The sequence below is a fragment of the Paraburkholderia megapolitana genome (assembly GCF_007556815.1).
Lineage (GTDB): Bacteria > Pseudomonadota > Gammaproteobacteria > Burkholderiales > Burkholderiaceae > Paraburkholderia > Paraburkholderia megapolitana.
This window is the reverse complement of the sequence record NZ_CP041743.1, coordinates 1798299-1823468: the sequence shown is the minus strand read 5'-3', so window position 1 is coordinate 1823468 and position 25170 is coordinate 1798299. Positions and strand designations below refer to the sequence as shown.

At 62.2% G+C, this 25170-nt stretch carries 26 protein-coding genes; 8 read left to right on the top strand and 18 right to left on the bottom strand.

What is annotated here, in order from left to right:
* Positions 1–92: 92 nt before the first annotated feature.
* Complete coding sequence (locus FNZ07_RS07645) at positions 93–800, top strand: TetR family transcriptional regulator (protein WP_091015132.1); 708 nt, start codon at positions 93–95, stop codon at positions 798–800.
* A 37-nt stretch (positions 801–837) separates the two neighbouring features.
* On the opposite strand, the gene pcaC is transcribed toward FNZ07_RS07645, so the two are convergent.
* The 5 genes from pcaC to FNZ07_RS07620 all read right to left on the bottom strand — a co-directional run bounded on the left by pcaC (position 838) and on the right by FNZ07_RS07620 (position 4934).
* Positions 838–1227 (bottom strand): 4-carboxymuconolactone decarboxylase, encoded by a 390-nt coding sequence (gene pcaC / locus FNZ07_RS07640; protein WP_091015129.1) that lies wholly within the window; start codon positions 1225–1227, stop codon positions 838–840.
* Positions 1227–2015 (bottom strand): 3-oxoadipate enol-lactonase, encoded by a 789-nt coding sequence (gene pcaD, locus FNZ07_RS07635; RefSeq protein ID WP_091015127.1) that lies wholly within the window; start codon positions 2013–2015, stop codon positions 1227–1229. The genes pcaC and pcaD overlap by 1 nt, the downstream gene beginning before the upstream one ends.
* A 5-nt stretch (positions 2016–2020) precedes the next feature.
* On the bottom strand, positions 2021–3400 hold the full coding sequence (locus tag FNZ07_RS07630) for a 3-carboxy-cis,cis-muconate cycloisomerase (RefSeq protein WP_091015124.1): 1380 nt from the start codon (positions 3398–3400) through the stop codon (positions 2021–2023).
* Positions 3401–3544: 144 nt separating this feature from the next.
* The gene (locus tag FNZ07_RS07625; RefSeq protein WP_091015122.1) at positions 3545–4204 is read right to left on the bottom strand and encodes a 3-oxoacid CoA-transferase subunit B; all 660 of its coding nucleotides are present in this window, start codon (positions 4202–4204) and stop codon (positions 3545–3547) included.
* A gap of 16 nt (positions 4205–4220) precedes the next feature.
* Positions 4221–4934, bottom strand: coding sequence for a 3-oxoacid CoA-transferase subunit A (locus FNZ07_RS07620; protein ID WP_091015119.1), 714 nt, complete (start codon positions 4932–4934; stop codon positions 4221–4223).
* A 278-nt stretch (positions 4935–5212) separates the two neighbouring features.
* Here FNZ07_RS07620 and FNZ07_RS07615 point away from each other — a divergent pair, with 278 nt between their 5' ends.
* Complete coding sequence (locus FNZ07_RS07615; RefSeq protein ID WP_091015117.1) at positions 5213–6136, top strand: LysR family transcriptional regulator; 924 nt, start codon at positions 5213–5215, stop codon at positions 6134–6136.
* A gap of 117 nt (positions 6137–6253) precedes the next feature.
* On the top strand, positions 6254–6916 hold the full coding sequence (gene folE, locus FNZ07_RS07610; RefSeq protein WP_091015114.1) for a GTP cyclohydrolase I FolE: 663 nt from the start codon (positions 6254–6256) through the stop codon (positions 6914–6916).
* 477 nt (positions 6917–7393) lie between these two features.
* Here the strand turns inward: folE and FNZ07_RS07605 are convergent, their stop codons facing one another.
* From FNZ07_RS07605 to FNZ07_RS07590, 4 genes are all read right to left on the bottom strand, one after another.
* Positions 7394–8302 carry a DMT family transporter gene (locus tag FNZ07_RS07605; RefSeq protein ID WP_091015112.1) on the bottom strand — a complete coding sequence of 303 codons (909 nt, stop codon included), beginning with the start codon at positions 8300–8302 and terminating at the stop codon, positions 7394–7396.
* 136 nt (positions 8303–8438) lie between these two features.
* Positions 8439–9236, bottom strand: coding sequence for an AraC family transcriptional regulator (locus FNZ07_RS07600; RefSeq protein WP_170275686.1), 798 nt, complete (start codon positions 9234–9236; stop codon positions 8439–8441).
* Positions 9237–9307: 71 nt separating this feature from the next.
* Positions 9308–10234 carry a serine O-acetyltransferase EpsC gene (gene epsC / locus FNZ07_RS07595; protein ID WP_091015108.1) on the bottom strand — a complete coding sequence of 309 codons (927 nt, stop codon included), beginning with the start codon at positions 10232–10234 and terminating at the stop codon, positions 9308–9310.
* A gap of 131 nt (positions 10235–10365) precedes the next feature.
* The gene (locus FNZ07_RS07590) at positions 10366–10599 is read right to left on the bottom strand and encodes a hypothetical protein (protein WP_091015106.1); all 234 of its coding nucleotides are present in this window, start codon (positions 10597–10599) and stop codon (positions 10366–10368) included.
* A 342-nt stretch (positions 10600–10941) separates the two neighbouring features.
* Here FNZ07_RS07590 and FNZ07_RS07585 point away from each other — a divergent pair, with 342 nt between their 5' ends.
* Positions 10942–11385: a DUF3005 domain-containing protein gene (locus FNZ07_RS07585; protein WP_091015103.1), complete on the top strand. Its 444-nt coding sequence runs from the start codon at positions 10942–10944 to the stop codon at positions 11383–11385.
* A 222-nt stretch (positions 11386–11607) separates the two neighbouring features.
* The gene (locus FNZ07_RS07580; RefSeq protein WP_091015101.1) at positions 11608–12213 is read left to right on the top strand and encodes a short chain dehydrogenase; all 606 of its coding nucleotides are present in this window, start codon (positions 11608–11610) and stop codon (positions 12211–12213) included.
* A gap of 55 nt (positions 12214–12268) precedes the next feature.
* Here FNZ07_RS07580 and araD read toward each other — a convergent pair whose 3' ends face one another.
* The 8 genes from araD to FNZ07_RS07540 all read right to left on the bottom strand — a co-directional run bounded on the left by araD (position 12269) and on the right by FNZ07_RS07540 (position 22057).
* Positions 12269–13999, bottom strand: a complete 1731-nt coding sequence (gene araD / locus FNZ07_RS07575) for an L-arabinonate dehydratase (RefSeq protein WP_091015099.1) — start codon at positions 13997–13999, stop codon at positions 12269–12271.
* Between the two features lie 64 nt (positions 14000–14063).
* The gene (locus FNZ07_RS07570; RefSeq protein WP_245811611.1) at positions 14064–14846 is read right to left on the bottom strand and encodes an ABC transporter permease; all 783 of its coding nucleotides are present in this window, start codon (positions 14844–14846) and stop codon (positions 14064–14066) included.
* A 128-nt stretch (positions 14847–14974) separates the two neighbouring features.
* Entirely contained in the window at positions 14975–15853 is an 879-nt protein-coding gene (locus FNZ07_RS07565; protein ID WP_091015094.1) for an ABC transporter permease, read from the bottom strand.
* Positions 15850–16932, bottom strand: a complete 1083-nt coding sequence (locus FNZ07_RS07560) for an ABC transporter ATP-binding protein (protein WP_091015092.1) — start codon at positions 16930–16932, stop codon at positions 15850–15852. Before FNZ07_RS07560 ends, FNZ07_RS07565 begins: the two co-directional genes overlap by 4 nt.
* A 67-nt stretch (positions 16933–16999) precedes the next feature.
* Positions 17000–18184 carry an extracellular solute-binding protein gene (locus FNZ07_RS07555; RefSeq protein WP_245811572.1) on the bottom strand — a complete coding sequence of 395 codons (1185 nt, stop codon included), beginning with the start codon at positions 18182–18184 and terminating at the stop codon, positions 17000–17002.
* Positions 18185–18446: 262 nt separating this feature from the next.
* Complete coding sequence (locus FNZ07_RS07550; protein ID WP_091015090.1) at positions 18447–19385, bottom strand: SMP-30/gluconolactonase/LRE family protein; 939 nt, start codon at positions 19383–19385, stop codon at positions 18447–18449.
* A 69-nt stretch (positions 19386–19454) separates the two neighbouring features.
* Positions 19455–21035 carry an aldehyde dehydrogenase (NADP(+)) gene (locus FNZ07_RS07545; RefSeq protein ID WP_091015088.1) on the bottom strand — a complete coding sequence of 527 codons (1581 nt, stop codon included), beginning with the start codon at positions 21033–21035 and terminating at the stop codon, positions 19455–19457.
* Positions 21036–21115: 80 nt separating this feature from the next.
* Positions 21116–22057 (bottom strand): dihydrodipicolinate synthase family protein, encoded by a 942-nt coding sequence (locus tag FNZ07_RS07540; RefSeq protein WP_091015086.1) that lies wholly within the window; start codon positions 22055–22057, stop codon positions 21116–21118.
* Positions 22058–22637: 580 nt separating this feature from the next.
* Between FNZ07_RS07540 and FNZ07_RS07535 the strand changes: the two genes are divergently transcribed.
* A complete protein-coding gene (locus FNZ07_RS07535) occupies positions 22638–23198 on the top strand; it encodes an autoinducer binding domain-containing protein (RefSeq protein WP_091015084.1) in 561 nt (186 codons plus the stop codon).
* 145 nt (positions 23199–23343) lie between these two features.
* On the top strand, positions 23344–24036 hold the full coding sequence (locus FNZ07_RS07530) for a helix-turn-helix transcriptional regulator (RefSeq protein WP_177228306.1): 693 nt from the start codon (positions 23344–23346) through the stop codon (positions 24034–24036).
* Here the strand turns inward: FNZ07_RS07530 and FNZ07_RS07525 are convergent.
* Positions 24020–24331 (bottom strand): helix-turn-helix domain-containing protein, encoded by a 312-nt coding sequence (locus FNZ07_RS07525; protein ID WP_091015078.1) that lies wholly within the window; start codon positions 24329–24331, stop codon positions 24020–24022. The genes FNZ07_RS07530 and FNZ07_RS07525 overlap by 17 nt on opposite strands.
* Before the next feature lie 180 nt (positions 24332–24511).
* Between FNZ07_RS07525 and FNZ07_RS07520 the strand changes: the two genes are divergently transcribed.
* Positions 24512–25105, top strand: a complete 594-nt coding sequence (locus FNZ07_RS07520) for an acyl-homoserine-lactone synthase (protein WP_091015077.1) — start codon at positions 24512–24514, stop codon at positions 25103–25105.
* Positions 25106–25170: the final 65 nt, after the last annotated feature.

Here is a 25170-nt window from a genome sequence, read left to right as displayed (position 1 = left end):
AGCGCGCCTGGTTATGATGGCATCGCGCCGGTCGCAAACGCGGTCGGCGCATTGTTCATCCAAGGAATCCGATCCGTGAATAGAGGCCGCCCATGAGTCCTACTGCCGCCCGCAAACCTGGTGCTACCGGCATCCGTGCGAAACAGGCACAGGACACGCGCGCGAAGATCCTGAAGGCGGCAATCCGGGTGTTTGCTAAGCAGGGTTATGCGAGCGGCCGTGTGGAGAGCATCTCGAAGGCAGCACGGTCACACGACCGGATGATCTACTACTACTTCGGCAGCAAGGAACAGTTGTTCATCGAAGTGCTGGAAACAATCTACACGCAGTTCAACGAAGCCGAAAGCAAGCTGGACCTTGACCTGGAAGACCCCGTCCACGGGCTTTCGCAGATGGTCGAGTTTGTCTGGCAGTACTACCTCGATCACCCGGAGTTCGTCACGCTGCTGTCGAGCGAGAACCTGCATCAGGGCAAACATGCGAAGAAGTCGTCGAAGCTGCGGGAAATTTCCGGGTTTGCGATTTCAGTCGTGCAGCGCCTGCTCGATGCGGGCCGCGCGCAAGGGGTGTTCCGCTCGAACATTGCTGCGCGCGATGTGTACATCATGATCGCGTCGCTTGGGTACTTCTATAACGCGAACCAGTACACGTTGAGCGCGTTTCTTGGCGAAACGTTGATGGACAAGGCCGCGCTCGCGCACTGGCGCGAGACAATCAAGGAGACGGTGTTGCGTGCGGTGTTGCTCAACGTGCCGGTGGAGTCATCGTTGCCTTCTGATGGCGACACAGCGGGAGCGTGAAGAAACGCATGCTGTTGCGTTGCATGTGCAACCGCTCTCAACCCTGCGCCGCGTCTTCCTCGCGAAACAGCTTGTCGGCAAGATGAAACGCCGCATTCCCCGCCGGCACGCCGCAATAGATGGCCGCCTGCAGCAGCACTTCCTTGATCTCATCGCGGCTCACGCCATTGTTCTTCGCGGCCCGCAGATGCAGCGCGAGTTCTTCGCTACGATTCAACGCGACCAGCATCGCGATCGTCAGCAGGCTGCGCGTGTGGCGCGGCAAACCATCGCGTGTCCAGATCTCGCCCCACGCATGTCGCGTGATCAGGTTCTGGAATTCTTCGGTGAATTCAGTGCGATTCGCCAGCGACCGGTCGACATGCGCATCGCCCAGCACCGCACGCCGCACTTCCAGTCCCGCTGCATAGCGCTCGTCTTCAGTCATCATGGCTCCGTGAGGAAATCGAGCACGGCCTGCGTAAATGCATCGGCCCGCTCGATGTTCGAAATGTGCGACGCGTCCAGCTCGAGATAGTGCGCACCGGGAATTGCAGCGGCCAGTTCGCGCCCCTGCTCGGCTTTCGCGGCGAGGTCGTGCGTGCCGCCGATCACGAGTGCGGGCGCCTTGATAACTGGCGCTTCGGGACGCAGATCGGTGGCATCGATTGCTTCGCAATTCAACGCGTAGCCTTCCTTGTCGGTATGCGCGAAGACATCGCGAATCGCCGCTAGCACCAGTGGCTCGCGCGCGATGAATTCAGCGGTAAACCAGCGTGGCAACACGGCTTCTGCAAGCGCCACCATACCTTCGTTGCGTGCGCGCGCCGCACGCGGCACCCAAACTTCCGGCGAACCGATACGCGCCGCCGTATTCGACAGCACCACGCGATCGATGCGCTCGCCGTGGCGCGCGGCAAGCGCAATGCCAGTCAGTCCGCCCATCGATATGCCCGCGAAATGCGCTCGACGAATCTTCAGTGTGTCCATCAGACCAAGCACGTCGCCTGCGAGCTGATCGATCGTGTAGGGCCCCTTCGGCGTTTCCGAATGACCGTGGCCGCGCGTGTCGTAACGCAGCACGCGAAACTGCTTCGACAGCGGCTCGACCTGCGGTGTCCACATCGACAGATCGCTGCCTAGCGAATTCGACAGCACGATCCACGGCGCACTACCGTGACGATCTCCGTCGATCCGATAGTGGAGCTCTGTGCCGTTGACTGCGGCGTAGGGCATGCCCGTTACTCCTTTGAAAGCGCGCGGCTCTCACGCGTAGCGTGAAGGGTGAGCACCGCATCGACATACGCGTGCGCGGAGCCGACGTAATGAGCGGGATCGAGCAGACGCTTCAGTTCGTCTACCGACAGATGCTGAGTGACTTCGGCATCGGCGCACAACACGTCGAGCAGCGGCTGGCCGGTACTGACTGCGGTCTTCGATGCATGCTCGACCCGCTGGTGCGCATCGAGCCTACCGATCCTGTCGCCGAGCGCAAGCATCACCGCTTCGCCGAGTATCAGTCCGTGCGTGACCTGGAGATTCGCGGCAAGGCGCCCGACGTTCACGTCGAGGCCGCTGGTAATCTGTTCGATATTCGCCAGTGCGCCACCCGCGAGCCGCGCGAGATCCGGCAGCGCATCCCATTCGGCCTGCCAGCCGCCGAGTGCGCGCTCATGCTCCTGCACCATCCCGGCAAGCACCGTCGCGACGAGGCCGGGCGCGCGCGTCGCAGCGGTGAGCACCGCTGCGCAGCCCACCGGGTTGCGCTTATGCGGCATCGTCGATGAACCGCCCTTGCCTGCGGCCGCGGGCTCCGCGAGTTCGCCGATTTCGGTCTGCATCTGCAGGGAGATGTCGCGGGCGATCTTGCCGAGCGTGCCGATCAACATGCCGAAGCTCGACGCGGCGTCGGCGATGCGATCGCGCTGCGTGTGCCACGGCAATGCGGGCTCGGCGAGATCGAGTTCCTTTGCCAGTGAGTGTGTGACGTCCAGCGCGGCTTCACGCAGGCTGGCTAGCGTGCCGGCCGCGCCGCCGAACTGCAGCACCAGTGTGCGTGCACGCACAGCGTCGAGCCGGTCGCGATGCCGCAGCAGCGCATCGAGCCACTGTGCGAACTTCAATCCGAGCGTGATCGGCAGCGCCTGTTGCAGCCAGGTGCGACCGACCGCAGGCGTCGCGCGATGCGTGCGAGCCAGCGTGGCAAGTGTCGAGCAGGTGGACTGCAGCCCGCGATCGAGCAGAGCAAACGTGCTGCGTAGCTGCAACACCGTGGCGGTATCGATGATGTCCTGGCTCGTTGCGCCCCAGTGCACGTATTTCGCGGCCTGCGGGTCGGCGGCTTTTACGCGGGCCGTGAGTTGCTTGACGAGGGGAATCGCAAGGTTGCCGCCCAGCGCCGCATCGTGAACAAGCGCATCGGCGTCGAGTTGATCGGCGTGGCACGCGGCCTCGATCGCCGCGACGGCAGCCTGGGGAATCACACGATGTGCCGCCGATGCGCGAGCCAGTGCCGCTTCGACATCGAGCATCCGCTGCAGCGTCGCGCGCGGCGACCAGATGTCGTTCATCGGTTGGGTGCCGCAGATGAGACCGGTCAGACGGGCGCTATCTTCGAGCATGGTGACTTCGACGGGACGAGAAAGCCTTAAAGGAGCGGCATGCCGCCCAGCGGGATGCACTCAGATTCTGCAGGCTGAACGAAAGACTGTTCGCGCGACCCGCGGCCAGTTGCGGCTTCATTGTCGCCGAAGCCCGCGTACAGGTCACGCGGCGCGCGCAGCCTGGGTACCGTCGATCAGCGCAATACCGGTCAACTTTTGCAGCGTATCGAAACCGAGATCGGAGACGATCTCGCGCACAACCAGCCCGCTCGCGGTCACATCGATCACCGCGAGATCGGTGTAGATACGATCGACGCAACCGACACCCGTCACCGGATACGAGCACTCGCCGACGATCTTGCTCTCGCCCTGCTTGGTCAGGTGCTCCATCATCACGTAGACCTGTTTGGCGCCGATCGCGAGATCCATAGCACCGCCTACCGCGGGGATCGCGTCCGGTGCACCGGTGTGCCAGTTCGCGAGATCGCCGGTGGCCGAGACCTGGAACGCGCCGAGCACGCAAAAGTCGAGATGGCCGCCGCGCATCATGGCAAACGAATCTGCGTGATGGAAGAACGCCCCGCCGGTCAGAAGCGTGACGTGCTGCTTGCCGGCGTTGATCAGCTCGTCGTCTTCCTCGCCAGGCGCCGGTGCCGGGCCCATGCCGAGCAAACCGTTCTCGCTGTGCAGGAAGATTTCCTTGTTCGCATCGAGGTGGTTCGCCACCAGTGTGGGCACGCCGATGCCGAGATTGACGTAGGCGCCTTCAGGAATGTCCTGGGCGACGCGTTGCGCCATTTCATCGCGGGTCAGTTTCTTCATGTCGGATCTCCGGTGCTCAGGCGGCCTGGCCGGTGGCTTGCACGTCGTGTGCCTCACCGTGCGCGGCCTGCCGCACTTCGATCACACGCTGCACGAAAATTCCGGGCGTGACGATCACTTCGGGATCGAGCGCACCGAGCGGCACGACTTCCGACACCTGCGCGATCGCGACCTTCGCCGCACTCGCCATGATCGGCCCGAAGTTACGCGCGGTCTTGCGATAAACCAGGTTGCCCCAACGATCGCCACGATGCGCCTTGATCAACGCGAAATCCGCCGGCAACGGTGCTTCCAGCACATAGTGACGACCGTCGATCAGGCGCGTCTCCTTACCTTCAGCCAGCTTCGTGCCATAGCCAGTCGGCGTGAAGAAGCCACCGATACCCGCGCCAGCCGCACGGATGCGTTCGGCAAGATTGCCCTGCGGCACCAGCTCGAGCTCGATTTCGCCGGCACGGTACAGCGCATCGAATACATACGAGTCGGTCTGACGCGGAAACGAACAGATGATCTTGCGCACGCGCTTCGCCTTCAGCAGCGCGGCAAGGCCAACGTCGCCATTGCCGGCGTTATTGTTGACGATGGTCAGGTTGCGCGCGCCTTGCGCGATCAGTGCGTCGATCAGTTCGGACGGCATGCCCGCGGTACCAAAGCCGCCGATCATCACGGTCGCGCCGTCATGAACATCGGCCACCGCTGCCTGAAGGGAATCGAAAATCTTGTTGATCATGTCGAATGTCCTCTAGCGACGCGTCGCCCAACCTGCGTTCATGGGTCGGACAATCTGCGCGTCTTGCTGCCGACCTTCACGGCCGGTGAAATGTTCGCTAAAAGAACACACATTCGTTTAACGAACATCGTGAGGCATTATCCGTGGCGCTTCGTACGCTTGTCAAGGCAGCCTTTCTCGGGCATGGTTGCTCTTCCCACTATATGCCAGCGCGATTTATCCGCTAGCGTGTATACGGTTTCTCCATACAGCCCGCGATACTGTCCGGCTACCCGGCCATGCAAGAGCTCGATCTCAATCTGATTCCCTACCTCGTCGCGATGGAAGACACGCGCAACGTGAGCCGCGCCGCCGAGCACCTGGGTGTGAGCCAGCCGCGTGTGAGCACTGCGCTCGGCCGGTTGCGCGATTACTTTGGCGATCCGCTTTTCGTGCGCACCTCGCGTGGCATGGAGCCTACGCCGCGTGCACTCGCGCTGCTGCCCGCTGCGCGCGACGCACTGATGCGCATCGAAAAAGGCATGCTCGACGCGCAGGATTTCGCGCCGGCTACGAGCACCTATACGTTTTCGATTGCGCTGTCGGATGTCGGCGAAATCGTATTCCTGCCGCGCCTGCTGCAGACGCTCGCCGAGCGCGCGCCGCACGCGAACCTGCGCTCCGTATCGCTACCGCCTGCACACGTGGAGCGCGGCCTGGAATCCGGCGACGTCGATCTGGCGATCGGCTACTTCCCGGACCTGTCGGGCAATAACTTCTTCCAGCAGCGGCTCTTCTCGCATCGCTTCATCTGCATGATGCGCAGCGGCCACCCGCTCGCAAGCGCGCCGCTTACGCTCGCCCAGTTCGTTGCGGCGGGACATGCGGTAGTCCGCGCGGAAGGACGCAGCCAGGAAGTGCTCGAGAAGTTTCTCGAGAAGAAACGCATCCGTCGTCGTGCGGTGCTGGAAACACCGCACTTCATGAGCCTGCCGTTCATCCTCGCGCGCACCGACCTGATCGCGACCGTACCGCACGCGATCGGCTTCGCGTACGTGACGGAGCACGCGTCGATCACGCTCGTCGAGCCGCCGCTCGTCCTGCCGCGTTTCGATTTGCGGCAGCACTGGCATCGCAAGTATCACAACGATCCGCGCACGAACTGGCTGCGGGGCGTCGTGTCCGAACTGTTCAACGATGCGCTGGATGAATGGCCGAAGTGATAGATAAGGATGCATGACCCTACCGGCGACATCGCGATGCGCCACGTACTGCAAAACATGGAACAATGGCCGCATCGTGCAACCCGCGTGTCCCCGGTGACGTGACAGGAGTAAAGAATGAACAGCAAAGCCGGCAAGGTCCGCGCAATCCGCACAACCGCGAAGGCGAAGCCTGCCGAGACTCCTGTGCGCCCCACTCGTGAAGAAGCCGAAGCAGCCGTTCGTACGCTGCTGCGCTGGGCCGGCGACGACCCGCAGCGCGAAGGGCTGCTCGATACGCCGGCGCGTGTGGTCCGTTCCTATGAAGAATTCTTCGCGGGTTATTCGGTCGATCCACGTGACGTTCTGGCGCGCACGTTCTCGGAGGTCGACGGTTATGACGAAATGATCGTGTTAAAGGACATTCGCTTCGAGAGTTATTGCGAACATCATATGGTGCCGATTATTGGTCGCGCGCACGTTGCGTATCTGCCGCAGCATCGGGTGGTGGGTATTTCGAAGCTTGCGCGGCTGGTGGATGCGTTTGCCAAGCGGCTGCAGATTCAGGAGAAGATGACTGCGCAGATCGCCGATACGCTTAACGAGGTGTTGCAGCCTCGAGGCGTTGGAGTAATTCTCGAGGCGTCGCATCAGTGTATGTCTACGCGCGGTGTGCATAAGGCCGGTGTCGCTATGGTTACCTCGCGGATGCTCGGGGCGTTTCGGAGTGATGCTTCTACGAGGCGGGAGTTTCTCGCTATTGTTAATGGTCCGCCTTCTGTTGGTATAGCTAATACCTGATCTTTTTGCCTCGGGCGGCGGCCTTTTGTTGGTGCCTCTCGTGGCTGGTTTTTTTGCCTGGGCAGGCGGCTTGTTTTTAGCGCCTCGCGGCGCCGGCGTTGCCCCTGTGCGGGGCGGCACCTTCTTTCTTTGCCGCGGCAAAGAAAGAAGGCAAAGAAAGCCGCTCGAGACGTTACCTAGTCCTTTCCGTGTGTCGCCTTCGTGGCCCGCATCTAAGTGTCGTCCTCGCATTGACACCGTAGTGGTCCGAAACGAGACCGTCCCTCGCACCCTCAACACTAGTGACAAGGCCGTCATTCATCCCGCTCGCACTACGTGCTCGCGGCCCGGTGACCACATGGGGAAACTATTGCGACTGCGAAGGATGTTGACGAACGCAGCGGAGAAAATATCTGAGAAAGGTCGATGCTGAGATGGACAAGTAAGCGCATGTCATTCGCTGCAAAAGCTTGAACCCGCATCCCGCCACCACGATGTTCAACCTGCTGTGCTCGGTGCACGCAGTCGTCGGCCAAACGTTGCTAGCCATACCGCTGCCAGCACGCATGCAACGCCCGCTAGTTGCGAGCTCGTCACCGGTTCGTGCAGTACTAGCGCCGCCAACGCCACCGCCGATACCGGTACGAGCGCCGTCATCAGGCCAGCTTCCGCGCCGCTCACGCGCGCAGCGCCCGCATACCACAGTACGAAGCCCGCGACCGTCGGCACCAGGGCGTAATACACGACTCCGAGCAGCGCGTTTGCGTCGAACGGCAACGTCCACGGTCTTTCGAAACAGGCCGGCACTATCGCGACCGCCAGGCCAATGCCCGACATCAGCGCGGATAGCGGTAAGGCATCGACGGGGCGGCTCAGTTTGCGGTTCAGCAGGATGAAAAGTGCCTCGCACACAACCGCCGCAAATACGAGCGCGTTGCCCGTGAATGCGCCAGCGCCGCGTGAACTCGACAACTGGTCGAAATGGATCGTGCACGCAAGCACGCCAGTCGTCGCGAGTGCGATCGCGCCGATCAAGGCGGGCGCGGGCCGTTCGCCAAGCGCGAGCATCGCCACCGCCGCCGAGACCGCAGGCAAGGTTCCGGCGATCACGCCCGCATCGGCGGCCGACGCGAGCTTCATACCGCTGATCAGGAACACCGTGTAACCGACGCTACCCGCACCCGCCTGCGCGATGGCAAGCCACGCATCGCGGCGTGACAGGCGGGGCCAGCGCACGCGTCGCACACGCATCACGACGATGAAGACCGGAAACGCAATCGCAAACCGCAACGCGGTCGCCGAGAACGGCGGCAAACCCGCCGCGATCGCCTTGCTGACAACCACAGTGCTGCCGACGCCTATCATCGCCAGTCCGCAGAACAGATACCCGACATAACGCGAATTCATGCTCGTGCTTCCCTTCGTCAATGGAACGAGCACGCAGATTAATGTCCGCGCAGACAGTGGGTCTTGAACGAAATTGCAGCGCGCGCGCACGCGGTGTGCGGCAAGCAGGAAGCAGGAAGCAGGAAGCAGGAAGTATCTAGCGAACCGCCGCCGAATACACAGCCGGCGTCACACCAAAGAGCCGCACGAACGCGCGCGTCATATGGCTCTGATCAGCAAAACCCGCCGCAGCGGCTACACTCGCGAGACCCATGCGGCTCGCGATCAGTCGTCGCGCCAACATCACACGCCGCTGCATCTGGTATGCATGTGGCGGCAAACCCGTTTCCCGCGCAAACGCACGCAGCAACTGGAAACGACTCATGCCGGAATCGGCAGCCAGTTCGGCGAGTGTGACCATGGCGGACGGCTCGTCGTCGATGCGCGCCTTCGCCCGCGCAACAGGTGTAGTCGCTTGCCGTGCGGTACACAGTGCAACGGTGGTGTGATGTCTGCCAACGTGCGCAAACAGCGCTAGTAGTGCTTCCTCGCAAGCGAGCGAGTCAGCCGCTAATCCGCTTTCCACCGATACCGCAAACAAACGCTCGAACAGAACCTTCAACAACGCATCGCGGGCCACCGGCACCGTGAGTTCGAGTGAACGCGAAGGTACGTCGGCCAGTTCACCCACCGCGTCGAACACCAACGACGGCTCGAAGTACAACATGCGCCACGCGCGGCCACGTTCGTCGAGCGGGCTACCGTCGTGAATCTCGCCGGGATTCACAGTGATCACGTCGTTCGCACGCGCCTCGACCGGGCCGCGACCGCTCGCCGATCGCTGGCCGCCTTGCGCAATCACGCCGATACCGAAGCGGTCGTGCGTGTGGCGGGCAAACGTTTGAGTAGTGCGCGCGACGGTCGCTTCGACACCGGCCAGTGCGCAGCGCGGCATCTGAACGCGTGCGCTAGCGCCGGGCTGTCTGGCGCCCACCACTGCCGCACTACGAACGCCGCGCGCAACCATCAGTGCTTCCCGTCGTCGGTACGCTCGCCTTCGCGGACTTTGCCCTGCGATACGCTACTGCCCGGCGGCACGCTATGCGTGAGCCACACATTGCCGCCGATCACCGAGCCACGCCCAATCGTCACGCGACCGAGAATCGTCGCGCCCGCGTAGATCACGACGTCGTCCTCGACGATCGGATGTCGCGCATTGCCTTTCACGAGCGCACCGTCGAGGTCGGCGGCAAAACTCTTCGCGCCGAGCGTCACGGCCTGATACACGCGCACGCGCTGGCCAATCACCGCTGTCTCTCCGATCACGACACCGGTACCGTGATCGATGAAAAAACTCGAATCGATCTGCGCACCCGGGTGAATGTCGATGCCGGTTGCCGAATGCGCGATCTCGTTGATGAAGCGCGCGAGCAGCGGCACGCCGAGCCGGTGCAGCGCATGCGCGAGACGATGGTGCGTCATCGCCCACACGCCCGGATAGCAAAGCAGGATTTCGGTGATGTGCTGCGCGGCCGGATCGCCGGCGAATGCGGCCTGGATATCGCTCACCAGCAGCGCACGAATACCGGGCAACTGCGTGCCGAATTCGCGGGCGACATCGAACGCCCGTATGCTCAGCGCTTCGTCGCTGGTTTGTGCATGTTCGGGAAGAAAGCGCAGCGCACGGCGAATCTGTTCGGAGAGCAGGCGCAACGTGCTTTCGAGTGTATGGCCGACGTAATAGTCGACGCTTTCGTCGGTCAGATCGGCCGCGCCGTAGTGAGTTGGAAACAGCGCCGCGCGCAAACCGCCCACAATATTGATCACCGCGTCACGCGACGGTAGTTCGCGGATGCCGAGCGGATGGCGGGTACGGTGTAGTTGCTCGCGCGACGCGCGCAAGTCCGCGACGATCTGCTCGAGGCCCCAGTTGTGGGAAGGCACATTTGACATGGTGGACACGGCGCCGTGCGACAGGGCACGGTTCAGAGTGAAGTGTCCTGAGAGATTACCTTGTTTTGCGGCGCCCCGCGCAACGTGCCTCTACCAGGCAGGAGGCACTGTACAGGCTACGCTGCGCCCGCTCAGATCGTCACGCTACTCGCGTCGATCCATCGCACTGCCCAGTCGCGGGCATGCGCGATCGCGGTGGCTTCGTCGGGAAATCGAAGGTCGGTTGGAAAAAAACGATTGGCAACGAGCTCGCCGTCGCTGGAACGGGAGATCACTACATAGGGTTGCCATGAGCCGTCGCCCACGTGTGCCGGCTCACAATTCAGCAAGTAGCCGCGATGTGTAAATGCAGCATCAAAGTGCATGAGTCACCCGCCCTGACTGCCTCGTATGATGGTTCGAAAGGCGCGCTGCCGCTGTGCATCCTCCACGCCGCAATAGCCCGAATTTCGCTGTTGCAGAATGCTGTTGCGGTGGGTGCTTCTGATGACCTGCAGAGTGTTCGGTGCGCGCCGGCTCGTCGGAGTACGATAATACTCTGTCGTAAAGTATCGTCCATTAAAAAAGTAAAAATTGACATTTGGTTCATAGAGCGAACGCACTTTTTTACGGCGTTTTGCGTTGCTTACCCGGAACGGGTTTTGCTCACTCATCAATGAAGGCCGCGACAGCCGTCAAGGCCCGCATATTTCAGAGTGAGGAACGCCATGAACACAACCGATACCGACGATACGAACAAACATACCGTATCACGCGGGCTCAGTACAGAGCTACACAACGATCGTACGCACGACAGCACGGTCGACACCGACGGCAAGAATCGCGAGGCGGCGCGGCTCGCCGGACACGGCACGATCGGTCCCGACGAAGTGACACAAAGCAACGCGACACTCGACAACAGCGTTCCCGAAGCGCGCGACGGGATGGCCGGTTTCGACAGTCGCACGGGCGGTAACCATCTGCTGCTCGCGGTCGCGCCAGGCTACACGGTGATCGACCGGGGCATGGTCGAACCTGAATCGCCACACGCGTTCGATGAGGGTTTCGACAATCCGGATCTGCCATCCGGATACGAAACGCGCGGGCGCGAGCATTACGCGTTGAATCATCGGCGGCCGGCTCGCGTGATCGAGTTTCAGCGGATTAAATAATCGCGCGATGCAACGCACTGTTTGATTCAATCGACGAGCGGGCGCGCGCATGCGGATGCGCAGCGCGTGCATCGTTTCAATGCGGCACTGAGCGAGAACGCGTCGACTCGAATTCGATTCGAAACCTGGGGTTTCAGGACCCCGGCTTCGCGACGGCTTTTTCCCGCCGCGGCAGTCCGCGACAATCAGGAATGATTCACCATCCACTCGCGGGAGCAGAACATGAAGAAGATTGTCGTCATCGGTGCAACGGGTACGCTGGGCCAGGCCGTGGCCACGGCGTTGAAGGCTCGTCATGAAGTGATCGAAGTGGGGGCGACACGCGGCGCGCATCGCGTCGACGGCACCGATCCCGCGAGCATCGAGCAGTTGTTTCGCGAAATCGGCAAGGTTGACGGCATCGTCACGGCAACCGGTAAGCTGCACTTCGGGCCGCTATCTAACATGACCGTCGAGCAGTTCTGGATTGGCCTGCGCGACAAGCTGATGGGCCAGATCAACTTCGTGCTCGGCGCGCAGCGTTATGTGAACGATGGTGGTTCGTTCACGCTGACGAGCGGCATCGTCGGCGAAGAACCGATCCGCGAAGGCGCGAACGCGACGACCGTGAATCTCGCGCTCGCAGGCTTCGTGCGTGGCGCGGCGATCGAATTGCCGCGCGGCCTGCGCATCAACCTGGTGAGTCCGACTGTGCTGGTCGAATCGATGGATGCGTATGCGCCTTACTTCCGTGGCTTCGAACCGGTTACCGCACAACGCGCTGCGCAAGGTTACCTGCGCAGCGTCGAGGGAGCGGAGACGGGTCGGGTGTATCGCATCGGTTACTGAACGACGGACTGTCGGCTGATCGTCAACTGACCGTTCAAACAGCGGCAGCGCCGCGTCAGTGGATTTCCGGATCGCCCTGACGCGCGCCGCCGCGCTGCAGAAAATCGAAGTCGCAGCCCTTGTCCGCCTGCATCACATGCACCTGATGCATCGCACCGTAGCCGCGCTCGAAGCGCGGCGCCGGCGCGACCCACGCAGCCTTGCGTCGGGCCAGCTCATCGTCAGCTACCAGCACGTTCAGTGTGCGACGCGGCACGTCGAGTTCGATCAGATCGCCGTCCTGCACCAGCGCGAACGGACCGCCGATAAACGACTCCGGTGCAACGTGCAGCACGCATGCACCGTAGCTCGTCCCGCTCATCCGCGCATCCGAGATGCGCAGCATGTCGCGCACACCCTTTTGCAGCAGCTTGCGCGGAATCGGCAGCTGGCCCCACTCGGGCATTCCCGGTGCGCCGATCGGCCCCGCATGTTGCAGGACGATCACGCAGGTCTCGTCGATATCGAGCGCATCGTCGTCGATACGTGCAGCCATATCGTTGTAATCGCGGAACACGACCGCGCGGCCGGTGTGCACGAGCAGCTTCGGATCGGCCGCACCCGGTTTGATCACCGCGCCGTCGGGCGCGATATTGCCGCGCAGCACTGCAAGGCCGTTGTCGGGTAGCAGCGGCGCGCTGCGTCGGCGGATCACATCGTCGTTGAATACCTGCGCACCCGTGATGTTCTCGCCGAGCGTGCGGCCGTTCACCGTTCTCTGCGAACCGTCGATCAGATCGCCGAGTTCGACGAGCATCGCCTGCAAACCGCCTGCGTAGAAGAAGTCTTCCATGAGGTAGGCACCGGTCGGCCGGATGTTGGCGAGCACCGGCACGCGACGCGCAATCTCATCGTAACGGTCGAGTGTCAGCTCGACACCCGCGCGCCGCGCGAGCGCGATCATGTGGACGATCGCATTCGTCGATCCTGACAGCGCGAGACAGGTCGTGACCGCATTGTCGATTGCGCCGGCTGTCACGATGTCGGACGGCTTCAGATCTTCCCAGACCATCTCGACGACGCGCATGCCGGTCTTCGCGGCCATCTGCGCGTGGCGCGAGTCGGGCGCCGGTATCGATGCGAAGCCAGGCAATGTGAAGCCGAGCGCTTCGGCCGCGCTCGTCATCGTCGACGCGGTGCCCATCGTCATGCAGTGTCCTGGCGAGCGCGCAATGCCGCCTTCCACACCCTGCCAGTCTTCCTCGGTGATCTTGCCCGCGCGCAGATCGGCCCAGTATTTCCACGTGTCCGAACCCGAGCCGAGCGTCGCGCCGTTCCAGTTGCCGCGCAGCATCGGGCCGGCGGGCAGGAAGATAGTAGGCAGGTCCATCGAGATCGCGCCCATCAGCAGCGCGGGCGTCGTCTTGTCGCAGCCGCCCATCAACACGACGCCGTCGGCCGGGTACGAACGCAGCGTTTCTTCGGCTTCCATCGCGAGGAAGTTGCGGTAAAGCATCGTAGTCGGCTTCTGGAATGGCTCGGACAGTGTCTGCACCGGCAGCTCGATCGGAAAACCACCGGCCTGCCAGATGCCGCGCTTCACTTCCTCCGCGCGCTGGCGGAAATGCGTATGGCACGGGTTCATCTCGCTCCACGTATTGAGGATCGCGATGACCGGTTTGCCCGCGTACTCTTCGCGGCTATAGCCCATCTGCGCAGTGCGCGAACGGTGACCGAACGAGCGCAGATCGTTGACGCCGTACCAGCGATGACTGCGCAGTTCTTCAGGGGTCTTTTTCTTTGTCACGTGTAGCTCCCAGCTTGATCGGGTCGCGGACGAACGCGGTTCGTCCGACAGGTAGTGGACCGGCTCAGCGGCGCTGTTCCTTCACGCGCGAGACGATCTGCGTGGGGCTCACGAACTGCAGCGCAATCAGCACCCACACCAGGGTGATCGCCATGTAGATCATCGCCATCGCATCGATCGATTGCGGCGCGCGCACGCCGGTCGAAAACACCGCGTAGTACAGCGCGACGACGAGCGTCTGCGTCGCCGGGCCGGCCGTGAAAAACGTCAGCTCGAACATGCCGATGGTACGCACGAGCACCAGCAGCCCTGCGGCCAGCATACCCGGCACGAGCAGCGGCAGCAGCACGTAACGGAAATAGCGGAACGTGTTCGCACCGAAGATACGCGCCGCGGACTCCAGCGCCGGATCGATCTGTTCGATGAAGGGCGTCATGACGAGAATCACGAACGGTAGCGCCGGCACGAGGTTCGCGAGGATCACACCGCCCAGTGTGCCGGCCAGTCCGATGCTGTACATCGCGGTCGCCATCGGAATACCGTAGGTGACGGGCGGCACCATCAGCGGCAGCAGGAAAACGAGCATCGCGATGCGTTTGCCGCGAAACTGCACGCGCGCAAGTGCGTAGGCCGCCAGCACGCCGAGTGCGACCGACAGCAGCACGACCGCGCCGACCACTTCGACCGTGACCCAGAGTACGCTCGCGAGCTGGAAGTCGCCCCATGCCTGCGCGTACCAGCGCAGCGTGAAACCTTGCGGCAGCAACGTGCCGAACCAGCGTGTCGCGAGCGAATTGACGGCGACTGTGGCGATCAACAGCACGACGTTCAGCAGGAAGAACAGCATCGTCCCCCATACCAGCGCGGTCCACGCGCGGCTGGCAAGACTTCTGTGCCGGCTGCCATTGCGTGCAGGCGGAGCATCTTCTACGGCGGGTGCCTGCGGTAGCGAGACGGCGTGGCGATCGGTCGTCATCAGCCCTTCCCTCCGCTGACCGGCCCACGATAGAAGAAGCGACGGGCGCCGAGCATACCCGCGACGACGATCAACTGCACGAAGCCCATCACGATCGCGATGGCCGAGGCAAGCGAGTAGTCGTAGCTCTCGAACGCCGCTTCCGCTGCGGCGATCGACATCACGCGAGTCGGGCCGGCCGGTGCACCGAGCAGTACCGCCGACGGAAACACCGAGAACGCCTGCACGAACGATAGACACGCAGCCATCGTCAGCCCAGGCACGAGCAGCGGCAGATAGATCTGCCGGAACTGCTGCCACGGGCTCGCGCCGAGCGTCGCGGCCGCGTTGGCCAGCGTCGGGTCGATGCCGGTCACGTACGAGAGCGTCAGCAGGAACGCGAAGGGAAACCCCGACACCACGAGCGAAATCAGCACACCCCAGTAGTTATGCGTGAGCCGTACTTCGTCCGTGTACAGATGCAGCGCGCGCAGCACCTGCGGAAACCAGCCGTTCGGCCCGAAGTACGTGAGCATGCCGTCGGCGATCAGCACGGTGCCGAGCGTGACGGGAATGACGAGCAGTGTCGTAACAAGCTTCTGGTACGGCGAATGGCGCCGCAGCGCGAATGCGACCGGCACCGATACGCCGACATTGATCAGCGTCGCGGGTACGGCGAGCTTGAGCGTGACGAGGACCGTCGGCCACATCGACGTGTCGGTGAAGAACGTGCGGTAGTTCGCCCACACGCCGCCGCCGTTCATCGGTTGAAACGACAGGACAAGACCGTACACGAACGGGTAGACGAACAGCGCGAGGATAAAGATCAGCGCTGGAGCAACCAGCCAGGCTTTCGGATCGCGTGGCGCGGTGGGCGGCGCAAGGGTTGCGGTGTTCATCGTGCTTCGCTGCCGTCGTAGACGAGCGTACGCGCCGGCGGCACCCTTAAGCGCAAACGCTCACCGACAACAAATTCACCGGCGATGCGCGCCCACAGATCGCCGAACATCGTATGCACACGCAGCAGCGAATCGTGACCGCCGTACTCCACTGTCGTGACGTCCGCGTCGAAACTATTGTCGGTTCCTGGCGCGGCCAGTTCGAGATCTTCGGGTCGCAGCGCAACGCACACGCGTTGACTGTCGAACCCGTCCATCGCAACACCAAGCAGGCGCACGCCACTCGCGTTCACCGCGACGCCATCGCCCTGCTGACCTTCGAGCGCAAACTCGAGCACGTTGCGATAGCCCATGAAACGCGCGACATGCAGATTCTTCGGCCGGCCATAGACTTCCTTCGGCGTCCCGACCTGCTGTACGACGCCCTCTTTCATCACGACGATGCGATCGGCCATCGACAGCGCCTCGTCCTGATCGTGCGTCACGTAAAGCGTCGCCCGTTCGAGCTGGCTATGAATACGGCGAATCTCCGCGCGCATTTCGATGCGCAGCTTCGTATCGAGATTCGATAGCGGTTCGTCCATCAACACGAGCGGCGGTTCGATCACGATCGCGCGGGCAATCGCGACGCGCTGCTGCTGCCCACCCGACAGCTGGCCAGGCAGCTTGCGTTCGTGGCCGACCAGTTGCACGAGTTGCAACGCATCGCGTGCGCGGCGCGCGGTTTCGCTCTTCGACACGCCGCGCATCTTCAGGCCGAAGCCGACGTTGTCGAGTACCGACATGTGTGGAAACAACGCGTAGTTCTGAAACACCATACCGAAGCCGCGCTTCTCGGGCGGCAGTATGTCGATGCGCGTTTCGTCGAGCCAGATGCCGCCGGACGTGAGCGGTTGCAGGCCCGCGATGCAGTTGAGCGCCGTCGACTTGCCGCACCCCGAAGGCCCCAGCAACGCGATGAACTCGCCGCGCCGGATGTCGAGATCGAGTCCTTGAAGCGCCGCGACCGGATGGCCGTCGGCGCTCGTGAAACTGCGACTCACTGCTGCGAGCCGCAATTGCTCAAACTGATGCTTCATGACGATGTCCTGATGCGGACGACGGCATCGCGGGCCACCGTCCGGTTCGCTCGCATAACACGGCTGGCTACTTCGTTTTCTGCGCGCCTACTTCACGGTCCCATTTCTGGAACGCCGCCACCATCGCGGATGCACTGAGCGGCAGTACGTGTGGACGTTCGGCCAGCAGCTTCGCGTACTCGGGACGACCGTACTGCTTCAGCACGTCCTGACTGTGCGCCGGCGCCTGATCGACGGTGACGCCCTTGATCGCGGGGCCGGGATAGAAGTAACCGTCGTCGTACGTGAGCGCCTGCTGCGCAGGCTCCAGCATGAAGTTCATCAACTTGTAGAGCACGTCGAGCTTCTCTTTCGGCACGCCCTTCGGGATCACCATGTAGTGCGCGTCGTTGACCCATGTCATGTTGTCGAACGCCTGCACGCGGAACTCCGCCGGCACGATGCCGAGTGCGCGCGGATTGATGTCCCAGCCGGTGACGGTAACCGTCATGTCGCGCGTGCCCTCGCCGAGCTCCTTCATGACCGCCGACGTGCCGCCCGGGTAGTACGGAATGCAGTCATTCAGCTGCTTCAGGAAAGCCCATGTCTTGTCCCAGCCATTGACCGGATCCTGCGGATCCTTGTCGCCGAGTACATACGGCAAGCCCATTAGAAACGTGCGGCCCGGACCCGAATTGGCGGGCCGCGCGTAGATCAGCTTGTCCGGGTGCGCCTTGCACCATTGCAGCAGTTGCGCGGGTGTTCGCGGCGGATCGCTGACCTTCGCCGGGTTGTATTCGAGCAGCGGACCAGCGGGCATATACGCGACCTCGAGCCCATACCCCTGCGCAAGGTCCTGCATCTTGCGCGGCCCGGGCGCGTAGCGGTCGAGCGTGCCGGGAAACGCAGCCGCTTGATCGGGCAGCAGCTTGATCCACAGGTTCTGCTGGATGCCGGCCGCGAGCGCGTCGGTGCCGGTCAGCACGAGATCGATATCGGAGCGCCCGGCTCCCTGCATCGCCTTGATCTTGCCGGGCAACTGCGGAGCCGGTGCATTCGTGTAGGTGATGTTCGAAACGAGGTTCGGGTATTTCGCCTTGAAGGCTTCGAAACCTTTTTGTGTCAGTTGCAAGTCGCCGGCTACGTCGACGATGTTGAGCGCGACCGGACCGGCTGCGTGCGCGAGCGGCGCGAATGCTGTCAGTGTCGCCGCGGCGGTGAGTGTCGCGCACGCCGCGACGTACCTTGCTGACCCGCTACCCGAAAAAATCATTGCATCTCCTCGCTTCTTGTAGGGGGTCCGCTACCGGTCCAGTAGCAGCGCCCCGTGTCTCGCCCCTCGTGGAACATAGCGAAGGCGGCCCGCAGATGTCAAGCAAATTTCAGAAACACATGGTGTGCTCGAGCAAGAGGAATTACGCCGCTTACCCGCTATTTATAAGGGTTTTACCGGTTGTGTCGGGATCCGCGTTACTGCTCTGCCAGGTTATTTCCTCAACTTGTTTAGCAACTTCCCCGCACGACGCGACCGCTCATCAACCGCCCTTCACACCCTGCGTATTCACGTACAGCGAATACAGCCCGTGCGACGCCGCCATGAACAAACGGTTGCGATGTCGCCCGCCGAAGCACAGATTCGCGCACCGCTCGGGCAGCGCGATATGTCCGATCGCCTCGCCTTGCGCGGTGAACACGCGTACGCCGTCGAGTTCGTCGGTGCCCATGCCCCAACCGCACCACAGGTTGCCGTGGATATCGACACGAAAGCCATCGGGCGTGCCCTGGCCCGCGTCGATCAGCACGCGGTCGCCAGTGAGCGTGCGGCCATCGCCGGCGACATCGAATGCGCGGATCTTGCGCGGCGTGCCGCGCGACTCGACGATGTACAGCACCGACTCGTCCGGTGAAAACGCGAGTCCGTTCGGACCCAGCACCGTATCGGCAACGACGCTCACCTCGCCGGTCTGTCCATCGACGCGATAAACGCAGGCCGACAACTCGGACTCCTGCTTCTCGCCCTCGTAATAGCCCTCGATGCCGAAGGTCGGATCGCTGAACCAGATCGACCCGTCGGACTTCACGACGACATCGTTCGGCGAATTGAGGCGCTTGCCCAGATAGCGGTCGGCGAGCACGGTGATCGAGCCATCGTATTCGGTGCGTGTGACACGCCGCGTCAGATGCTCGCAGGTGACGAGCCGTCCCTCCCGGTCGCGCGTGTTGCCGTTCGCGTTATTCGACGGCCGGCGAAACGGCGTCACCGCGCCGCTCTCCTCGTCCCATCGCAGCATGCGGTTGTTCGGGATGTCGCTCCACAACAGATAGCGGCCGTCGCCGAACCATACCGGTCCTTCGGACCAGCGCGTGCCCTGGTACAGGCACTCGACCGAGGCGAGCGGAAGGCGCAGCGCATTGAAGCGCGGATCGAGAATGCGAACAGAGAGGTCGGGATAGCGTCGGCTGGCGTCGGTCATGGCGCAGGAGATGGAAAGAGAAAGGGCCGGGCGCATGAGCGCCCGGCGTGCCGGACTTTCAGGCGCGGCTTATTCCCGCCCGAGCTTGCCGTCGCGCAGACGCCAGAGCTTCAGCGGATTCTCGTCGCGCAGCGCTTCGGGCAGCAGGTCGGCGGGCAGATCCTGATAGCAGACCGGGCGCAGGAAACGCTCGATCGCGGTCGCCCCGACCGATGTCGAGCGCGAGTCCGATGTAGCCGGGAATGGACCGCCGTGCACCATCGCGTAGGACACTTCGACGCCGGTCGGGAAACCGTTTGCGAGGATGCGACCGGCCTTGCGCTCGAGCACCGGCAGCAGTTGCCGCGCGAGCGGATAGTCTTCGGCTTCGAGTTGCAACGTCGCGGTCAACTGGCCTTCCACATGACGCGCCACTTGCAGCATGTCTTCGATGGTCGGGCAGATGACGATCAGCGACGTCGGCCCGAAGATCTCGTCTTCGAGCTCCGGCGTAGCGAGGAAATGCATCGCGTTCGTCGTGAAGAGCGCCGGCAGCGCCGCACACGACGCATCACTGGCCATGCCCTGCGCGACGGTGGTCACGCCACGTTCCTCGCCGCGCTGCAGAACACCATCCTTATAGGCAGCCGCGATGCCGGCGGTGAGCATGGTCTGCGCGCCCTTCTTTGCGAGCGCCTGGGCCGCCGCGTCGATGAAGCGCTGCGTCTCTTCGCCATCGAGCGTAATGACAAGGCCCGGATTCGTGCAGAACTGCCCGACGCCGAGCGTCACCGACTCGACGAAACCGGCCGCGATTTCATCGCCGCGCGCTTTCAGCGCGCCTGGCAACAGGAAAAACGGATTGACGCTGCTCATCTCGGCGAACACCGGAATCGGCTCGCGACGCTTCGCCGCGATATCGACGAGTGCGAGGCCGCCACGGCGCGACCCTGTAAAGCCAACCGACTTGATCGCCGGATGCGCGACGAGCGCTTCGCCGATCTCGTTCCCGGCGCCGACCAGTAGCGAGAACACGCCTTCCGGCAGATCGCAGTCGACGACCGCTTTCTGGATCGCGCGGCCGACCAGTTCGGACGTACCGAGGTGCGCCGGATGCGCCTTCGCGACAACCGGGCAACCGGCGGCGAACGCCGATGCGGTATCGCCGCCCGCGACCGAAAACGCCAGCGGGAAATTGCTCGCACCGAACACCGCGACCGGCCCGACCGGAATTTTCTGCAAGCGCAGATCCGGCCGCGGCTGCGGCTTGCGTTCGGGCAACGCGGAGTCGAGCGTGGCGGTGAGCCAGCGACCCTCGCGCACCAGCGCAGCAAACAGCTTCAACTGACCGACCGTGCGGCCGCGCTCACCTTCGAGGCGCGCTTTCGGCAGAGCGGATTCGGCGTGCGCGCGTTCGATCAACGCATCGCCGAGCGCCACGATATTGTCGGCAATCGCTTCGAGAAAGCGGGCGCGCGTTTCCAGCGGCGCGGCGCGGTACGGATCGAATGCGCGCGCGGCCAGTTCGCAGGCCCGCTCGACTTCCGCCGTGCCGCCTGCGCCGAAGGTCGGCTCGATTTCCGCGTTGCGGGCCGGGTCGAACGCGCGCAGCGTGCCCCTGGTGCCGCGCACCGCCGAGCCGCCGATCAGCATGTCTCCGGTAATCTGCATGTTGCTACTCCTGTGAGGCGCCGCGGCGCCTCGACTACCGCCGGAGTGCGCAACGCAAAGTCAGATGGGGAAGTACGCCGTCAACGGATTGTGGACCGTTCGACGAGATGACGCTCGAACGCGAGCAGTGCCTGCGTCTCAGCGTCGATCTTCGCATGATGCTCGAGCGGCGTCGAACTCAGTAGCGGTAACAGCGGCCCCATATCGGCAATCTTCGAGAACGTGACGGCATCGTGCAGCACACGGATCAGCGAGATCCCGTCGCGCAGCGTTTCGAGCGGCATGAATGCATCGTAGAGCGCCTGCGCCTCGTCTGCGCGCGCGGCCTTCACCGCATGTAGCAAGGCCGTCACCGCATGCGGCGCAATGCAGCCGGAACCGGTCGTCCACGACGCGAGCCCGAAGTCGCGCAGATGCACGAGCGCCGGACGCTCCCCCATCCCCGAAATGATCTGGGTCGGACTGATGTGTTGCAGCAGGCGGCGCAGATAGGGATCGTGCTCCGGCCGCTCACGCACGATCGCGTACTTAATAGCAATCAACGTACCGCGCTCGACGAGTCGGGCAAGCGTGTCGACATCCACGTATTCCTCACTCTTTATATAGAGCGTGAGGGGCATCCCGGCCGTCTCGGCAATGCGCGAGAGACCATCTTCGATCCCCTGCGATGTCGTGAAGCCGGTCAGCGGGAGCACCATCGCGGTGCGGTATGAGGTTTGCGCGAGGATGCGCGCCTCGTCGAGCATCTTGCCGTAGTCCGGACCAATGGCCGGGATCACGCGTGTCCCGGGACCCGCGCACACGGCAAGCAGCTCGAGCAGCTCGCGATACTCGCTCACCGCCACGTGATACAGATTGGCGTTGCCGCCATACAGCAGCGTGCGCACGCCGCCCGCTTCGATGTGGCGGATCAGTTTCTGGTTCTGTGCGGCGTCGAGGGAAAGGTCGGCGCGGCGGGCAAGCGGCGGCACCGCCATCACCGTGGCGGCAAATTCGCTTTCGTGGAGCGGGGAAACATTCATGGTGCCTCGGCGCAAGTTCGGTCAGACAACCGACAAGTTAGCACCGGGTTCACGATGTTGTCAAACAACTTGAGTAATTTTGAGCCGTTTTGGTATGACAACCGGGAATGCTCATTCTTACTGAGTAATAGACATTCAGACGGGCATTTCTACCTCACTTGTGCCTTTACGTGTCCTTTTGACTGTCTAGATGGAATTGAATCGCAATTGGAGAAGTGGCTCCTATTACGGTTTATCACTGGTGTTAAATCCGTGACATTGAAATCGCATAGAACGGCCCTTGTCCCGCACGGCAGTTGCCGGACAACCGCCGTGTGCGCGCGGTAGTGTGCTTATCCCGATCAATCGCGCAAGAAGCTTTCGTTTGTTTTCTCTCAAGCTATTGCGCGCCGCCGCAATTGGAATAGACGCGATCTTTATTCCAATTTCAATTACCAGAATTAAAAAACAATGATAAATTCTCCCCGTGCTAACGACTGGCCGAAATTTTCGCCCCGGCATTACCGACGGTCGAGCCACACAACGGGAGAAAACTGACGTGTCGCTAGAGTTGCTACAGTCGCGAAACCTTATCGAACAGATGTCACCGATACTCGACGCCCCGGACGAATCGACATGGTTCGATGCGATAAGCAATCTCGCCGAAAAATGGGGCTTCAACCAGGTTTTTCTCGCGATCCTGACCCGACCGGACAGCCAGTTCGAAGATGCGTTCATACGCAGCACGTATGCGCCGTCGTGGCGCCAGGCCTACGACGACAGGAAACTCTCGTATATCGATCCCATTGTGTCGCATTGCTCGACACGTTCTACGCCGATCGCCTGGTCACAAGAACTGTTCGACAGCGCCCCTGCACCGCAGCAAGCGTTCTTCGAGGAAGCGCGCTCACATGGCCTGCGTGTCGGCGTGACGTTGCCGATCCATGGACCTAAACAGGAATGGGGCGGGATATCTTTCGTCACTGACCGTACGCCGACCGACGATTTCTGGCGTCACGTCAACGTCGTGTTGCCCAATCTCGTGCTACTACGCGACCTGGTGCTCGATACCGGCGAGTGTCACCTGAACGCGCATGCGCAACCCCTGATTCCACAGCCGACGCCATATAAACGCGGATATCCGGCCGGGAATCGGAATTAGGAATCGATGATGAACTCTGCCCGCGCAACAAGCTCGACGGCATCTTCGCGCCAATGTCACCGGCAGTCGGGCCATGCAACCTGAGAGAACTGACGTGTCGATACAGTCGCTACAGTCGCTAAAATTTATCGAGCAGGTCTCGCCGATGCTCAGTGCCCCGGACGAATCGACGTGGTTCGGTGCCCTGGCCAAGCTCTCCGAACAGTGGGGCTTCGACAAGATTCTGCTTGGAATCCTGCCGCGACCGACTATCCGGATCGAAGACGCGTTCATACGCAGCACATACGCGCCGTCGTGGCGCGACGCCTATGAAAAGCGAGGGCTGGTGAACATCGCCCCGACCGTGACCCATAGCGTGACACGCTCGGCACCGCTCCTCTGGACCCCCGAGCTTTTCGCTGGCCCGGCGCAAACGATGTATGAAGAAGCAAGTGCGTATGGACTGCGTGCGGGCGTGACATTGCCCATTCACGGCCCCAAACAGGAGTGGGGCATGCTGTGCTTTGTCAACGACTCCAACCCAGCCGGCGATTTCTGCCGTCACGTCGACAACGTGCTACCGAATCTCGTGCTGCTGCGCGATCTGGTGCTGGATAGCAGCCAGCATCACCTGACCGCACATGCGCAACCGCTGATCCCGCAGTTGACGCCACGGGAACGCGAATGTCTGGCATGGACCGCCCAAGGGAAGTCCACGTGGGAAATCTCACATATTCTCAACTGCTCGGAAGCTGTCGTGAACTTCCACGTCAAGAATATCCGGGCCAAGTTCGGCGTCAATTCACGGCGGGCAGCCGCCGTGATCGCAACGCAGCTGGGACTTATTGACCCAGGCTGATCAGGGACCTGGATTCCTGGCTGTAGAGCACGCGCTCAGCTCGCCCCAGATCTCCGTCGGAGATAGTTTTCGTAAAATACAGTCCAAGCAGGATCGAAACCGGTGCCGGAATTTCAGCGCCCGATTCGAATCGGCTACCGCGCGACTGGGTAACGCCAAAGCGCGCCCAGAAACGACGCTGGCTTTCTTTTTTCTTCTTTCTGTATGCAATGATCAGCACGCGGTCAACAGCAGACGACACCTCCGGCGACCGTTCTTGAATGCCCGCTTGCCAATGATTTTCCAAAAGTTCCATGGTGTATCTCGCTGTGGTTGAGTTTGCTACTGTTTGCTGTTCAACTATCTGTTTGCTATTTGTCTCAATTTTGCTGGAGTGCGTCGTCGGTGACACCTACCCATGTAGATAGGTGCGCGCCCTATCCGAAGTGCATACGTTTCCCCCGTATCGGACGACCCACACGTTCAGGAGAACGCCATGCAAACCACGATTCGGATTGGAACCAGGAAAGATTTCGATAACGAGCACATCAACCAGATGCACCGGTTACGTGCGCGTGTCTTCAAGGGGCGCCTCGGTTGGGATATTCCAACCACCGCCGGCATGGAGATTGACGATTTCGATGCGCTCGATCCCTACTACATGTTGATTCAGGATGAAACGGGTCGTGTTCGGGGCTGTTGGCGGTTGATGCCGACAGAAGGCCCCAACATGCTGCGCGACACCTTCCCGCAGCTATTACACGGCACGGCGGCGCCGGCGGGACGGCATATCTGGGAACTGAGCCGATGGGCAATCGATACGGAGGGTGAAGAACAGACTTTCGGCTTCGCCGATCTGACGATCCACGCGATCCAGAGCATCATGACTTTCGCCCAGCGAATGGGCATCTCGCGTTATGTGACTGTCACCACAACATCCGTCGAGAGGTTAATCCGCCGCACCGGCATCGAGTTGTGCCGTATTGGGCCGCCTTTGCAGATCGGTATCGAGCGCGCGGTGGCTCTGGACGTGGCGGTCAGCGCTCAAACGTTGACGGCACTGTTCGGACCCATGGCGATTGCGGCCTGATTCATTCGCTGGCGGCAATGCGAAAAAACATTCAAGCCAGTCAGCGCCATCAGAAGCAATCCACG